The organism is Actinomadura parmotrematis, assembly GCF_019458805.1.
Lineage (GTDB): Bacteria > Actinomycetota > Actinomycetes > Streptosporangiales > Streptosporangiaceae > Spirillospora > Spirillospora parmotrematis.
The window spans coordinates 89952-103871 of the sequence record NZ_JAIBOA010000012.1; the positions used below are offsets into that span (position 1 = coordinate 89952).

13 protein-coding genes are annotated in these 13920 nt (G+C 74.9%); 3 read left to right on the plus strand and 10 right to left on the minus strand.

Going from position 1 to position 13920, the window contains the following annotated elements; genetic code table 11:
- Nucleotides 1–21: 21 nt before the first annotated feature.
- Nucleotides 22–855, minus strand: coding sequence for a hypothetical protein (locus tag K1Y72_RS19615; protein WP_220167838.1), 834 nt, complete (start codon nt 853–855; stop codon nt 22–24).
- 258 nt (nt 856–1113) lie between these two features.
- On the opposite strand from K1Y72_RS19615, the gene cofD reads away from it, so the two are divergent.
- Nucleotides 1114–2073 (plus strand): 2-phospho-L-lactate transferase, encoded by a 960-nt coding sequence (cofD, locus tag K1Y72_RS19620; protein WP_220167839.1) that lies wholly within the window; start codon nt 1114–1116, stop codon nt 2071–2073.
- Nucleotides 2070–3362 carry a coenzyme F420-0:L-glutamate ligase gene (locus tag K1Y72_RS19625; RefSeq protein WP_220167840.1) on the plus strand — a complete coding sequence of 431 codons (1293 nt, stop codon included), beginning with the start codon at nt 2070–2072 and terminating at the stop codon, nt 3360–3362. The genes cofD and K1Y72_RS19625 overlap by 4 nt, the downstream gene beginning before the upstream one ends.
- A gap of 9 nt (nt 3363–3371) precedes the next feature.
- On the opposite strand, the gene K1Y72_RS19630 is transcribed toward K1Y72_RS19625, so the two are convergent.
- Entirely contained in the window at nt 3372–4589 is a 1218-nt protein-coding gene (locus K1Y72_RS19630; protein WP_220167841.1) for a substrate-binding domain-containing protein, read from the minus strand.
- A gap of 77 nt (nt 4590–4666) precedes the next feature.
- Between K1Y72_RS19630 and K1Y72_RS19635 the strand changes: the two genes are divergently transcribed.
- Entirely contained in the window at nt 4667–5626 is a 960-nt protein-coding gene (locus K1Y72_RS19635) for an FUSC family protein (RefSeq protein ID WP_220167842.1), read from the plus strand.
- A 3-nt stretch (nt 5627–5629) separates the two neighbouring features.
- On the opposite strand, the gene K1Y72_RS19640 is transcribed toward K1Y72_RS19635, so the two are convergent.
- The 8 genes from K1Y72_RS19640 to K1Y72_RS19675 form a co-directional block, all read right to left on the minus strand.
- Nucleotides 5630–6616, minus strand: coding sequence for a DUF2804 domain-containing protein (locus K1Y72_RS19640; RefSeq protein ID WP_220167843.1), 987 nt, complete (start codon nt 6614–6616; stop codon nt 5630–5632).
- 61 nt (nt 6617–6677) lie between these two features.
- The gene (locus tag K1Y72_RS19645) at nt 6678–7565 is read right to left on the minus strand and encodes a CU044_5270 family protein (protein WP_258572970.1); all 888 of its coding nucleotides are present in this window, start codon (nt 7563–7565) and stop codon (nt 6678–6680) included.
- Nucleotides 7566–7601: 36 nt separating this feature from the next.
- Entirely contained in the window at nt 7602–7946 is a 345-nt protein-coding gene (locus K1Y72_RS19650) for a hypothetical protein (RefSeq protein WP_220167845.1), read from the minus strand.
- Nucleotides 7943–8167 carry a hypothetical protein gene (locus tag K1Y72_RS19655; protein WP_220167846.1) on the minus strand — a complete coding sequence of 75 codons (225 nt, stop codon included), beginning with the start codon at nt 8165–8167 and terminating at the stop codon, nt 7943–7945. The genes K1Y72_RS19650 and K1Y72_RS19655 overlap by 4 nt, the downstream gene beginning before the upstream one ends.
- Before the next feature lie 198 nt (nt 8168–8365).
- Entirely contained in the window at nt 8366–9193 is an 828-nt protein-coding gene (locus K1Y72_RS19660) for a helix-turn-helix transcriptional regulator (protein ID WP_258572973.1), read from the minus strand.
- Nucleotides 9194–9218: 25 nt separating this feature from the next.
- Nucleotides 9219–9980 (minus strand): SDR family NAD(P)-dependent oxidoreductase, encoded by a 762-nt coding sequence (locus K1Y72_RS19665; RefSeq protein WP_220167848.1) that lies wholly within the window; start codon nt 9978–9980, stop codon nt 9219–9221.
- Between the two features lie 172 nt (nt 9981–10152).
- Nucleotides 10153–12765 carry a bifunctional FO biosynthesis protein CofGH gene (locus K1Y72_RS19670; RefSeq protein WP_220167849.1) on the minus strand — a complete coding sequence of 871 codons (2613 nt, stop codon included), beginning with the start codon at nt 12763–12765 and terminating at the stop codon, nt 10153–10155.
- A gap of 143 nt (nt 12766–12908) precedes the next feature.
- On the minus strand, nt 12909–13844 hold the full coding sequence (locus tag K1Y72_RS19675; protein ID WP_220167850.1) for a LysR family transcriptional regulator: 936 nt from the start codon (nt 13842–13844) through the stop codon (nt 12909–12911).
- Nucleotides 13845–13920 lie beyond the last annotated feature (76 nt).

The following is a 13920-nucleotide window of genomic DNA, read 5'->3' on the forward strand; positions in this document are numbered from 1 at the left end:
AGAGATCAGATAATCACGGCATCACTGAGGGGGACGGTTGTCGCGATACCAATCGCGGCCCTCGCCCTGAGCGCCCTCTCCCTGCTGGGGAGCCTGGCCGTACCCGGACTGACCTGGAGTATGCGGAGTTCCGGAAGGTCCCTGGGCATTGGGGTCGCCGCTGCCCGAACCGCCATAAGCCCGGGTCCACTCCCCCATGCTCTCGTCCTCGGCCTCCTGCGCCGCCGAGGGCTGCTGCGGCTGCTGGCCGTACTGCTGCTGGCCCTGCTGCTCGCCGTACTGCGGCTGCCCGTACTGGGCCTGCGGGCCCTGGTCGCCGTACTGCTGCTGCGGCTGCCCGTACTGCTGGTAGCCCTGCTGGCCGTACTGGGCCTGCTCGCCGTACTGCTGCTGATCGCCGTACTGCTGCGGCTGGCCGTACTGCTGCTGCTGCTCGCCCGGCTGCCCGTACTGCTGCTGGCCGTACGGGGCCTGCTGGCCCTGCTGGTACCCGTAGTCGGGGTAGCCGCCGCCCTGCGGCACCTGCTGCGGGTTCTGCGGCCGCGGCGGCTGGAGGCCCTGGAAGACGGTGAACACGAACCAGGCCGCGACGCCGGCGACGGCGAGCTTGGCGGCCCCGTGGAGGAACAGCGCCAGCTTGAAGCCGGCGCCCGCGTACTGCGAGCTCGACAGCATCCCGCCGAGCCAGGTGATGACGCCGAACAGGAGGATGCCGCCGAGCACGCCGAGCGCGCCCATCGTGATCGTCCGCGCCTGCGGCGTCGGCGCCGCACCGCCGTTGACCAGCAGGACCGCGACGACGGCCAGCGCGACGGTCGCCGTCGCGGTGAAGAATCCGTCCTGGGTCTCGATCAATGCGCGATACGTGAATCCGCCGGTGGTGAACAGCGCGATCAGGCCGGACAGCAATTGCAGCCCGGCGGCGGCCAGCAATACCCAGGCGGCCGGCTCGCGCAGGCGCTGGACGGCATCCTTGTTCACGGCGACATCTCCTGACAGAGGCATTCGGATTACAGCGCAAAGCTTTGCACATCGCCGGGCGCCGCGGCGCGCGCGGACCGGCCGGACGCGGTCCCGTGCGGGCGGCCGCGGCGGGCGCTCTAGGCTGGCGGTATGAAGATCGTGGCGCTGGCGGGCGGTATCGGTGGTGCCCGCTTCCTGCGCGGCCTGAGGGCGGCCGAACCGGCCGCCGACATCACCGTGATCGGCAACACCGGGGACGACATCTCGCTGTTCGGCCTGCGGGTCTGCCCCGACCTCGACACCGTCATGTACACCCTCGGCGGCGGGATCGACGAGGAGCAGGGGTGGGGGCGCCGGGACGAGGCGTTCACCGTCAAGGAGGAGCTGCTCGCCTACGGCGTCGGCCCGTCCTGGTTCGGCCTCGGCGACCGCGACTTCGCCACCCACATCGTGCGCACCCAGATGCTCGCCGCCGGGTACCCCCTGTCGGCCGTCACCGAGGCGCTCTGCGACCGCTGGAAGCCCGGCGTCCGGCTGATCCCGATGACCGACGACCAGGTCGAGACGCACGTCGTCGTCGACGACCCCGAGCACGGCCGCCGCGCGATCCACTTCCAGGAGTGGTGGGTGCGGCTCCGCGCGTCCCTGCCCGCCGTGACGATCGCGCCGGTCGGCGCGGCGGACGCCAAGCCCGCCCCCGGCGTCCTGGAGGCGATCCGCGACGCCGACGCCGTGCTGCTGCCGCCGTCCAATCCGGTGGTTTCGGTCGGGACCATTCTCGGGATCCCCGGCGTGCGCGACGCCGTCGCCGCCAAGACCGTCGTCGGCGTCTCCCCCATCATCGGCGGCGCCCCCGTGCGCGGCATGGCCGACGCCTGCCTCACCGCGATCGGCGTCGAGACGTCCGCGCGGGCCGTCGCCGAGCACTACGGCGCGGAGCTGCTGGACGGCTGGCTGGTCGACGACGCCGACGCCGCCACCGCCGCCGAGGGCGTCGAGGGCGTCGCGGTGCGGTCCCGGCCGCTGCTGATGAGCGACCCCGCCGCGACCGAGGCGATCGCCCGCGCCGCCCTGGACCTCGCGGCCGAGCTGGCGGGGGCCGCGGGATGAGCCGCGGCCTCCAGGTCTTCGGCGTGCCCGGCCTGCCGGAGGTGGCCGAGGGCGCCGACATCGCCGCGCTGATCCCCGCCGACCTGCTGGAGGACGGCGACGTCCTGGTCGTCACCTCCAAGATCGTCAGCAAGGCGGAGGGGCGCGTCCTGGTCGCCGGCGACCGGGAGAAGGCGATCGACGCCGAGACCGTCCGCGTCGTCGCGCGCCGCGCGCACGCCCGCGGCGAGACCCGCATCGTGGAGACCCGGCAGGGCCTCGTCATGGCGGCCGCCGGGGTGGACGCCTCCAACACCGCGCCCGGCACCGTCCTGCTGCTGCCCGAGGACTCCGACGCCTCGGCCCGCCGCATCCGCGCCGGGCTGCGCGAGCGCACCGGGCTGAACGTCGCCGTCCTCGTGTCCGACACCTTCGGGCGGCCGTGGCGGAACGGCCTCACCGACGTCGCGATCGGCGCCGCCGGCCTCGACCCGCTGGACGACTTCCGCGGCCGCTCGGACGCCTACGGCAACCGGCTGGAGGCGACCGTCACCGCCGTCGCCGACGAGCTGGCGGCGGCGGCCGAGCTGGTCAAGGGCAAGCTGGACGGGGTGCCCGTCGCGGTCGTGCGCGGCCTCGGCGACCTCGTCACCGACGACGACGGGCCGGGCGCGCGGATCCTGGTGCGCGCGCCCGCCGACGACATGTTCCGCTACGGGCCGTCGGAGGTGCTGTACGCGCGCCGCACCGTCCGCGAGTTCACCGCCGAGCCGGTGGACCCGGCGGCCGTCCGCCGCGCCGTCGCCGCCGCGATCACCGCGCCCGCCCCGCACCACACCACGCCCTGGCGGTTCGTGCTGGTGGAGTCGGCGGCGGCGCGGACCCGGCTGCTCGACGCGATGCGCGACGCGTGGGAGGCCGACCTGCGCCGGGACGGCTTCACCGAGGAGTCGGTCGAGCGGCGGCTGCGGCGCGGCGACGTCCTGCGCCGCGCCCCCTACCTCGTCGTGCCGTGCCTGGTCATGGACGGCGCGCACACCTACCCCGACGAGCGGCGCAACGCCGCCGAGCGCGAGATGTTCGTCGTCGCCGCCGGGGCGGGCGTCGAGAACCTGCTGGTGGCGCTGGCCGTCGAGGGCCTCGGGTCGTGCTGGGTGTCGTCCACGATGTTCTGCCGCGACGTCGTCCGCGAGGTGCTGGACCTGCCCGCCGGCTGGGATCCGATGGGCGCCGTCGGCGTCGGCCACCCCGCCGCGCCCCCGCGCGAGCGCCCTCCGCGCCCCGCCGACGCCTTCATCGAAGTCCGCTGACGCCCCGGCTCAGCGCCAGGCGCGGAAGGCGGCGGCCAGGGCGGCGCGGGTGGGCGGCGCCAGCGTCTTCGGGCGGGCCGCCGGGACGGCGAAGCGCTCGGCGCGGGCCGCGTCGAACGTGCCCTGCGGCGTCCGGAACCCGGCCGCCTGGAGGGCGTCGCGGGACGGGCGGGTGCCGAGCGCGGTGAGGAGCGCCTGCGCGCCCTCGCGCCGCGCGGCGTCGGCGGTCGTGACGGCGAAGGGGTAGTCGAGCAGGACGGTGCCCTCCTTCGGCACGGTCGGCTCGACCGGGTTGGGGCGGTGCGCCTCGTTGTAGGCGAGGACGGCCTGCTCGGTGGTGACGAGCAGCGGCCGCTCGCCCCGGTCGGGACCGAGCAGCCCCGCCAGCGGGACGCCCTTGCCGAGCGCCCGGCCGAGGCCCGCGTCGACGTCGCCGGCCGCGACCTGCTTGAGCGCGAGCATGGCGACGGCGCCGGGCATCGAGGCCGCCGGATCGGGCGAGCGGCGCGACAGGCCGCCGTCCAGCAGGGCCTTCCAGGTGCCGCCGGTGTCGACGCCCGCGGCCTTCGGCGCGGCGAGCACGACGGGCGTGCCGACGAGCGTCGGCGCGAGCGGCGGGACACGGTTCGCGCCCGCCTCGCGGGCCGGGCCGAGCCATAGGCCCGACTCGGGAACCCACACGTCGTAGCGCGCGCGCAGCGGAGCGCGCCGCACGTAGTCGGCGGACGCCACGTCGGTGACGGTGACTCTTACGCACCGCGTCCCGACGTGGTGCTCCTCGACGTTGAAGCGGTCGGCGACGCCGCGCAACGTCGACGCGATCCCGGGATCCGCGCCGACCGCGACCTGAACGGGCGCGCCGTCGCACGAGGAACCCGACGGCCCGAGCGCCCACACCCCGCCCGCGACGGCGACGAGCAGCAGCGCCGCCGCGCCCGCCCACAGCGGCGCGCGGCTCCGCGCCTTGGGCGGGGCGTCCTCGGCGGCCTCCGGTTCGGGCTCGGGTTCGGGCGCGGGCTCGTCCCCGTCCTCGTCCGGGACGCCGGGGACGGTCCAGCTCACCCGCTCGTCGAGCCCCTCGAACTCCTCGGTCCCACCGTCCGCGTCACCGGCGCGCTCGCCGTCCGCGGCGGCGTCCATCGCGGCTTCCCCGCCGTCCCCGCCGCCCGTCCCGACCGCGGGGTCGTCCGGGTCGCCGGGCCGGGGGCCGCCCGTGCTCTCGTCCACGGATCAGTAATACCGGATGGGCGCCTCTTTGCCGCGCCGCGCGTTGGCCGTGGAAGCCCCCCGGGCACCGCATGATCATGGGGGCGCGGGGGCTGGACTGGCGGTGGGGGGACGCGCTGCCCGGCGCGGTGTACGCGGTGCCGCCCGTCCTGGTGATCCTGTTCGGCGACGTCGAGAAGGGCCTCGCGTTCGCGGTGGGGACGGTCCCGGCGGTGCTCGTCGGGGTGCGGCCGGCGCGGCGGGGGCGGGTGCTCACCGCCGTCGTCGGGCTGGTCGCGGCGCTGTCGATCCTGCTCGGCAGCCTGCTGTCGCACGTGCCGCCGCTCGCGGTCGCCGCGATGCTGCTGCTGCCGATCGGCGCGGCCCGCGCCGCCGTGCGGCGGCCCGCCGGGACGCTCGCGCTGGTGCTCTGCGTCCCGCTCGTCGCGGTCGGGCTGAGCTACCGCGACCTCGGGCAGGGCGCGGCGATCGCCGGGCTCATCGCGTGCGGGTCGGTGGCGTCGTGGCTGCTGTCGCTGCTCTGGCCGTCGCGTCCGGGGCCGCCGCGCCGGGCGTTCGCGGCGCTGGAGCCGGCCGCCGCCCGCTCGTTCGGCCTGCGGATGGGCCTCGCCGCCGCGATCGCCGCGCTCGTCGGCTACCTGGCCGGGCTGGAGCACGTCGGCTGGGCGACGGCCGCCGCCACGTTCGTCACCCGCCCGGCGCCCGGCCCGCAGCGCCTGCGCAGCTACGGGCGCGTCCTGTCGGTGCTGGCCGGCGGCATCGCCGCGCTGCTGTTCGTCCGGTTCGCGTCGGACCCGTGGGTGATGGCGGCGGCGACGTTCGCCGTCCTCACGGCGGCGTCGGCGACGCGCGGCGGGCGCTGGTACATCACCGCCGCCTACACGACGTTCTTCGTCATCCTGCTGCTCGGCTTCGCCGACCACCCGTCGGCGGTCGCGCACTTCAACGAGCGGCTCGTCGAGACGGCGTTCGGCATCGCGCTCGCGCTCGTGTTCAGCCGCTCCTTCGGGGAGGGCGCGGTCCAGCGGTCGCGGTAGCGGTCACCAGCGCATCCGGACCTGCTCGGCCCAGCCGAGCAGGCCGTCCACCTCGACCGGTTCCTGCCCGCCGGGGCGGATCGTGCCGGCGTAGTGGCCGAAGCACTGGTGGGTGTCGTTGTAGATCAGGCCGGCGTTGGTGCGCTCGGCGCGCTCGTGGAAGGGGGTGAACACGACGTCCACGCGGTCGGAGCCGGGCGTGCGGACGCGCCAGGGCTGCGCGAAGTCGCCGTACTCCCAGTCCAGCTCCTCGCCGATCTTGGTGAGGCGGCCGTCGACGCAGAGCGCGTTCTCGGTCATGCCGGTGCCCGCCGTCCACTTCCCGCCGAACTGGAGGCCGACGGTGCGGCCGCCGGTGACGCCGGACGCGGCGCCCCAGTTCCACAGGGTGTCGTAGGGCCAGCGGCCGCGCCCGTGGTCGAGGACGCCCCAGCCGCCGTCGAAGTCGTACGTCCTCCCCCGCACGACGGCGGTCCCGGACGCGGGGCGGGCGGTGTGCTTGGAGGTGTACTGGAACCGCTTGCGGCTCCACGGGATGACGACGCTCATCGTCTCGTGCCCCTCGGGCAGCGCGGCGAACAGGTCGGCGCGCACGTCGGCGGTCTTGACCCGGATCCGCGTCCCGCCCGGCTCGCGGACGATGTCCACGCCGACCTTGCCGCGGACGGCGATGTCCGCGCCGTCCAGGCTGTCGGGCAGCCGCACGCCCCGCCCGAACGGGACGAGATCGGTCGCGGCGAGCTCCGCGCCGCCGTACTCCAGGAAGTAGACGGTGTTGAGCGCCAGGTAGTCGATGTCGCTGACGGTGACGGCGATCAGGTGCGTCGGCGTCGTGAGGCACCAGTACTCCCACCGCTTGCCGCGCCCCCACCCCTTGAGCGCCGTCCGGTGCAGCGGCGTCCGCGACCAGCCGACGGCCGCCGGGTTCAGCGTCCCGTCCGGCAGGCACAGGTCGACGCCCTCGGTGATCTCACGTTCCCCGCTCGCCATCCCCGGATCTTAGGACCCCGGCGCCGCTCCGCTCCGTCCGGGGCGGCGCCGGGGCGGCGGGTCAGGGCAGCTCGCCGGGACGGCCGGTGACGGCGGTGCGCAGCACGGCGGCCTCGTAGAGCACCTGCCCCTGCCGGTGCGCGGCGCGGAAGGCTGGATCGGTCCCGGCGCCGGGGCTCTTGCCCCCGGACGGGCGGAAGGAGGCGTCGAAGTCGACCACCGTGCGGGTGCCGAGGAAGCGCCGGCTGGCCGCGTCGAAGATCAGCTCGTACCGCGTCCCGGCCCAGGTCTGGCCGACCGCGACGCCGCGCCGCCCGGCGAAATCGACCGCGGCGGGGGACGCGGTCACGCCGGGGACGCGGGTCGCGGCCCGGAACAGCGCGGCGAGCGCGGCGGGCGGCACGTACCGCTCGGCGACGGTGTCGCCGAGGGTGATGAACGCCTGCACGTCGGGCGGGTTGCCGCCCTGCGCGGTGCGGTACAGCCAGGCGCGCGCGGCGCCCGCCTCCGCCGGCACGGCCGGGTCGGCGGCGGGCCGGTTGCGGCATCCGGACGGCCGGGGACCGGGCCCCGAGCCATGCGGGGCTTTCTTGACCGGCGCCGCGGCGTCGTCGCAGAGCCAGGTACGGACGGTCCGCCCGTCCCGGGTCTCGGCCGTCAGCCCGGCCTTCGCGCCGTCGAACGGCAGCCACGCGCGGCGCAGGACGGGCGAGCCCGACATGCCGCGCGTCTCCGGCGCGGCCGGGTCCACCGCCTGCCGGCTCCGCGTCTCGACGAACAGATAGCGCCCGGCGTCCACCCGGAGCGGCGGCCGCGCGGACGCGGCCTCGGCGGCGTCCTCCAGCACCGTCACGGCCGCCACGGGGGCCGTGCGGGGCGGGGCGCCTCCGCCGCCGCTTGCGATCGGGGTGATGGGCCGGTCGTGGCCGGGCCTCTCCCGGTTCGGCAGTGGCTCGCGATGAGCCGACCGTTGCCCGCCCTCGAATCAGGTCCCGCTGAGCTCTCGTTCGGTCGAGCGAACGTTCATGCAAGCCTCATGCATGAGACGGGCCGCCTTCTCCCAGCCGGGGGTATCGCCTCCGATGCGGTGCAGTGCTCCACGGACGGTGGCCAGGAGCTTCTGGCCCGCCTCGGCCAGGTCACTGGCTTCCACACACATGTTCACCTCGACGTCCCCGGTGGTCAGGGTCGCCGTGACATCGACGTCCACGATGGCCGGATCCGCCTCTTCCAGGTCGGCCAGCGCCTCCAGGAGCTCATCGACGCACTCCTGCACGTCGTCGATCCCCTCGATGTCGACGGCGATACCGAGGTCGGCATAGAAGATCACTCGGACTCCTCGTTCCAGCACGTCCGGCTGCCCAGATGCTTGACCAGATTGGTCTTGTAGCGGGGATCGGAAGGGGTGAGCTTCACCGTTTTGAAATGCTTCAACCGGCACGGACACCAGAGCTTCCAGTAGCGCTTGTCACGCGTTATCCGCCACCCCTTCCGCCATGCCTCCGCGAAGACCTGGTCCAGCTCCTTGTCGTTGTGCTTGGGCCGTGTCACGCACCACACCTGTCTTCGCGAGTGTATGTGCCCGTTTTGCTCTAGACCTATAGCGGGCACCGTCACTGAACAGCTACCAAGAGTGACGTTACGCTTGCTTGGCACACGCGCGCAGGTGTTCATCCGATCGAGTTGCAGACAGAACACCCGTGGCGGGCGCGCAGGCGGGCGGCGACCTGCCTCCCAGGCGAGCCCTGGTCAGGGGGCGCTGACGGCGGGGAGGAGTTTCAGTTTCTGGTGGCTCTCCGAGCCCGGGGTGGCGGTGTAGACGAGGAGTTCCTGGGCCTGCTCGGGGTCCAGGAGGACCTGGCACTGGAGTTCCAGGACGCCCAGCTCAGGATGCACGACGTGCTTGACGTCGGGGCGGTGGCCGCCGACGTCGTGGGCCTTCCAGACCTCGGCGAACTCCGGGCTGCGCGCCTGGAGGTCGGCCGCCATGCGGGCGGCGCGGGAGTCCGGGCCCTGGCGGGAGGACGCGGCGCGCAGGGAGGCGGCGAAGAAGCGGGAGAGGCCCGGGTGGTCCTCCGGGGCGTACCGCTCGCGGGTGGCCGGGTCGGTGAACCAGCGGTGGACGATGCTGCGGGCCGGGCCCGTGTGCGCGGCCGGGTCGCCGAACAGGGCGACGCCCGCCGGGGTCCGGACGAGGGTCTCGCCGAGGTCGGTGACGACCTCGGCCGGGGTGTCCTGGAGGCGGTCCAGGATGCGCATCAGGCCGGGCGTGATGTGGTCCGAGCGCGAGGCGCGGCCCGGGGTGTTGTGCCCGGCGAGGCGGAACAGGTGGTCGCGCTCGTCCAGGGACAGGTGCAGGCCGCGCGCGATCGCGGCGAGCATCGGCTCGGACGGCTGCGGGCCGCGCCGCTGCTCCAGGCGGCTGTAGTAGTCGGTGGACATGCCCGCGAGGGCCGCCGCCTCCTCGCGGCGGAGGCCCTCGGTGCGGCGGCGCGGGCCGCGCGGCAGCCCGACGTCCTCGGGCTGCAGCGCGGCGCGGCGGGTGCGCAGGAAGTCGGCGAGCTGCTCGCGGTCCATCACGTCCCCCAGGATGCCGGACGGGTCACAGGAACAGGCCGCCGGACGCCTCGACGCGCTGCCCGGTGATCCAGCCGGTGCCGGGGCGCAGCAGGGTCGCGATGGCGGCGCCGATGTCGTCGGGCTCGCCGATCCGGCCGAGCGCGGCCATCGACCCGAGCGCGCCGCGGACCTGCTCGTCGTCGCGGAGGCGGCCGCCCTCGAAGTCGGTGGCGACGGGGCCGGGCGCGACGGTGTTGACGGCGATGCCGCGCGGGCCGAGCTCCTTGGCGAGGTAGCGGGTGAACACCTCGACGGCGCCCTTCATCATCGCGTAGGCCGACATGCCCGGCGTGGTGAAGCGGGTGAGGCCGGACGACAGGTTGACGATGCGGCCGCCGTCGGCCATGAGCGGCACGAGCTTCTGGGTGAGGAAGTACACCCCGCGCACGTGCACGTCCACGAGGGCGTCGAAGTCCTCGACGGTGGTCTCCAGGAACGTCGTGCCGCCGGAGGCGCCGGCGTTGTTGACCAGGACGTCGAAGGTGTCGCGGCCCCAGTTCTCGCGCAGGGCGGCCAGGACGCGCGCGGCGAACGCGTCGAACGAGGCGAGGTCGGCGGCGTCGAGCGGCAGCGCGACGGCGGTCCGGCCGAGCGCCCCGATCTCCTTGGCGACGGCCTCGGCCTCGGCGGCGTGCGACCGGTAGGTGATGATCACGTCGGTGCCGTCGGCGGCCAGGTGCAGCGCGGTGCTGCGGCCGAGACCGCGGTTGGCGCCGGTGACGATCGCGATCCGCTGGTCGGTCATGGGAGTCCTCCTGCGCCGGGTCCGCGCCGCGTGACCCTCACGCGTCCCGCCCGGCGATCTCCATGCTGGTCGGCGGGCCGCGGCGGAAGAAGGCCGCGTTCATCCAGGGATCGTCAATCCCTGGCATGGACGCGTCCCGGGACGCCCCGCGCGGGGCGTCCCGGGACGCGCGTCAGCGGGTGACGAGCGGCAGGCCGCGGCCGGCGCCGAAGTGGCCGATGCCGTCGGTGCGGCGGGCCGCCTCGACGCGCTCGGCGGGGACCTCCCCGTACAGGGTGGTGCGCTGCCGGGACGGGCGCCCGGCCGCCGCCGCGATCGCCTCCAGCTCGCTGATGGCCTTGAAGGAGCCGTTCTCCGACCCGGCCATCCGGCTGATCGTCTCCTCCATCAGGGTGCCGCCGAGGTCGTTGACGCCGCCCTGGAGGACGCGCGTGCACAGCTCGTCGCCGAGCTTGACCCAGGACGTCTGGATGTTGGCGATCGCGCCGTGCAGCAGGATCCGCGCGAGGGCGTGGACGGCGACGTTCTCGCGCGCCGTCGGCCCCGGCCGGGCGAGCCCCGCCAGGTAGATCGGCGAGTTGTGGTGCACGAACGGCAGCAGCACGAACTCGCTGAACCCGCCGGTCCGCTCCTGGATCGAGCGGAGCAGCCGCAGGTGCCCGACCCAGTGCGAGGGCGTGTCGACGTGCCCGTACATCATCGTGGACGTCGTCGGGATGCCGACCTCGTGCGCGGTCGTGACGACCTCGACCCACTGGTCGGTCGGCAGCTTGCCCTTGGTGAGGACCCAGCGGACCTCGTCGTCGAGGATCTCGGCGGCGGTGCCCGGCAGCGAGTCGACGCCCGCCTCGCGCGCCGCGATCAGCCACTCGCGGATCGACAGGTCGGTGCGGGACGCCCCGTTGACGACCTCCATCGGGCTGTAGGAGTGCAGGTGGATATCGGGCGCGCGGCGCTTCACCTCGCGGGCGAGGTCGAAGTAGGCGGTGCCGGGCAGGTCGGGGTGGATGCCGCCCTGCATGCAGATCTCGGTGGCGCCCGCCGCCCACGCCTCGTCCACCCGGTCGCCGACCTGCGCGAGCGAGAGGGTGTAGGCGTCGGCGTCGGTGCGGCGCTGCGCGAACGCGCAGAACCGGCAGCCGGTGTAGCAGACGTTGGTGAAGTTGATGTTGCGGGTGACGACGTAGGTGACCTCGTCGCCGACGGTGTCGCGCCGCAGGTCGTCGGCGAGGCGGGCGAGCGCGTCCAGCTCGGGGCCGTCGGCGTGCAGCAGGGCGAGCGCCTGGTCGTCGCTGAGGCCCGCCGGGTCGCGCTCGGCGGCGGCCAGCGCGGACGCCACGTCGGAGTCGAACCGCTGCGGGGCTCCGTCTGCCCGAGGGGGGGCGACCCCCCACTGAACAGCCGCGGGCAAGCGGTCGCGCAGCGCGTCCCAATCGCCGTAGACCGAGTCGAAGTCCTCGCGCCGGTCCGACGTCCGCCCGCTCGTGTCGATCTCGACGTGCAGGTCGGTGCGGCCGGACGGGGCGAGCGCGGCGAACCCGCCGTCGGGCTCCTGCCAGGGGCGGCCCTCCAGGACGGCGTCCTCGCGGGCGAGGCCGGTCGCCGGGTCGGCGAGCGCGGCGACGTGCCCGGCCAGGCGCGGGTCGAGCCACGGCTCGCCGCGCTTGACGTACTCGGGGTAGATGGTGAGGCGCTCGCGCAGCGTGAAGCCGGCGTCGGCGGTGCGGGCGGCGAGCTCGTCGATCTGCGGCCAGGGGCGCTCGGGGTTGACGTGGTCGGGGGTCAGCGGCGAGACGCCGCCCCAGTCGTCGATGCCGGCGCGCAGCATCAGCGCGTACTCGTCGTCGACCAGGTTCGGCGGGGCCTGGATGCGGGCCTTCGGGCCGAGGACGACGCGGGCGACGGCGATGGTGGCGGCGAGCTCGTCCAGCTCGGCGTCCGGCGTCGCCCTCATCTTCGTGTCGGGCTTGGCGCGGAAGTTCTGGACGATGACCTCCTGCACCGCCCCGTACTCGCGCATCGTCCGGCGGATCTCGAACAGCGCGTCGGCGCGCTCGGCGACGGTCTCGCCGATGCCGATGAGGATGCCGGTGGTGAACGGGACGTTGGTGCGGCCGGCGTCCTCCAGGACGCGCAGCCGGACGGCCGGGTCCTTGTCGGGCGAGCCGTAGTGCGGGCCGCCCTTCTCGCTGAACAGCCGCGTCGCGGTCGTCTCCAGCATCATGCCCATGGACGGCGCGACCGGCTTCAGCCGCTGGAAGTCGCGCCAGGTGAGCACGCCGGGGTTGAGGTGCGGGAGCAGGCCCGTCTCCTCCAGCACGCGGACGGCCATCGCGCGGACGTAGGACAGGGTGTCGTCGTAGCCGTGCGCGTCCAGCCAGTCGCGGGCGGCGGTCCAGCGGTCCTCGGGCCGGTCGCCGAGGGTGAACAGCGCCTCCTTGCAGCCGAGCGCCGCGCCCTGCCGGGCGATCTCCAGCACCTCGTCCGGGCTGAGGTAGGGCGACTCCAGGCGGTGCGGGACGGTCGCGAAGGTGCAGTAGCCGCAGCGGTCGCGGCAGAGCCGGGTCAGCGGGATGAAGACCTTGCGGCTGTAGGTGACGACGCCGGGCCGCCCGGCCGCCTCCAGGCCGGCGTCGCGGATCCGCGCCGCGTGGGTGAGCAGGTCGCCCAGCTGCGCGCCGCGCGCGTGCAGCAGGGTGGTCGCCTCGGATCGGTCGAGTGTCTTGCCGTCGCGGACCCGTGCCAGGGCCCGGCGCAGGGCGTTGTCCGTCACCGGGTGGGTCATGCCCGCGCCCCGGCCCGTGCTGCGCCTGCGGTCTGTGCTGCGCTTGCGGTCATGCGGGCACTCTATGCCAATCGTCATATTCCGCGCCGCGCGGGGGACGCCGTCGGGACCGTCCGGAAGGCACAGCCGCGCGCGCGTCCGCGCTATTCCCGCGCGAGCGCCGGGCGCTCGGCGGCGAGCGCCGCGGCCCGCGCGCGCACCTCGTCCAGCACCGCCCGCACCGGCGGGCGCGCGTCGGCGCCGGTCCGCCAGCGCAGCACCATGCGGCGCCGCACGTCGGCCTCGGCGATCGGCCGGACGGCGACGCCGGGCGGCTCCTGCTCCATCGCCAGCTCCGGCACGATCGCGGCCGACCCGGCGCGCACCATCGCGAAGATGACGAGCAGGTCGTTGGAGCGCTGCCGGACGTCGGGCCGGAAGCCGCCGAGCTCGGCGCAGGCGCTCGCGACGACGTCGGCGTGGCCGGTGCCGAGGTGCCCGGTCGCCCACGTCGCGCCCCCGAGGTCGGCGAGCCGGACGGGCCCGGCGGCGAGCGCCAGCGGGTGCCGCTCGGGCAGCAGCAGCCGCATCGGCTCGGTGAACAGCACCTCCTCGGCGAGCTCGGGGTGCGCGGGCGCCCGCACGTGCGAGTACTCGCAGGACAGGACGAGGTCGACCTCCTGCTGCACCAGCGCCTGCAGGACGCGCACGTACTCGTCGTCGTGGATCTCCACGACGAGGTCGGGGTAGGCGGCGGCGAGGCGCGGCAGCGCGGGCGCCAGCAGGTGCAGGATCGCGGTCTGGAACCCGACGACCTCGACGCGCCCGGTGACGCGGCCGCTCGCGGCGCGGGCGTCCTCCTCGGCGCGGCGGGCGCCGTCCAGCAGGGCGTCGGCGTGCCCGGCGAGCGCCTCGCCCGCCGCGGTGAGCCGGAGGCGGCGCCCGGCCCGCTCGACGAGCGGCACGCCGACCTCGCGCTGGAGCTGCGCGAGCTGCTGGGACACCGCCGACGGGCTGTACCCGAGGGCCTCGGCGACCGCGCCCGCGGTGCCGCGGCGGCGGAGCTCGCGCAGGATGCGCAACCGGCCCAGATCCAACATGGTGAAGCGATTCTTACACGAACGCTGCAGAAAAGGTCGCTGGACCTGAAGGGTGCGATCCGCCCACACTGGAGTC

Excerpts from the sequence above, each read along its gene's own strand:
- K1Y72_RS19635 (WP_220167842.1), top strand. The coding sequence starts at position 4,667 with ATGGGGGCGCGGGGGCTGGACTGGCGGTGGGGGGACGCGCTGCCCGGC.
- K1Y72_RS19665 (WP_220167848.1), bottom strand. The coding sequence starts at position 9,980 with ATGACCGACCAGCGGATCGCGATCGTCACCGGCGCCAACCGCGGTCTC.
- K1Y72_RS19640 (WP_220167843.1), bottom strand. The coding sequence starts at position 6,616 with ATGGCGAGCGGGGAACGTGAGATCACCGAGGGCGTCGACCTGTGCCTG.
- K1Y72_RS19660 (WP_258572973.1), bottom strand. The coding sequence starts at position 9,193 with ATGGACCGCGAGCAGCTCGCCGACTTCCTGCGCACCCGCCGCGCCGCG.
- cofD (WP_220167839.1), top strand. The coding sequence starts at position 1,114 with ATGAAGATCGTGGCGCTGGCGGGCGGTATCGGTGGTGCCCGCTTCCTG.
- K1Y72_RS19625 (WP_220167840.1), top strand. The coding sequence starts at position 2,070 with ATGAGCCGCGGCCTCCAGGTCTTCGGCGTGCCCGGCCTGCCGGAGGTG.
- K1Y72_RS19670 (WP_220167849.1), bottom strand. The coding sequence starts at position 12,765 with ATGACCCACCCGGTGACGGACAACGCCCTGCGCCGGGCCCTGGCACGG.
- K1Y72_RS19675 (WP_220167850.1), bottom strand. The coding sequence starts at position 13,844 with ATGTTGGATCTGGGCCGGTTGCGCATCCTGCGCGAGCTCCGCCGCCGC.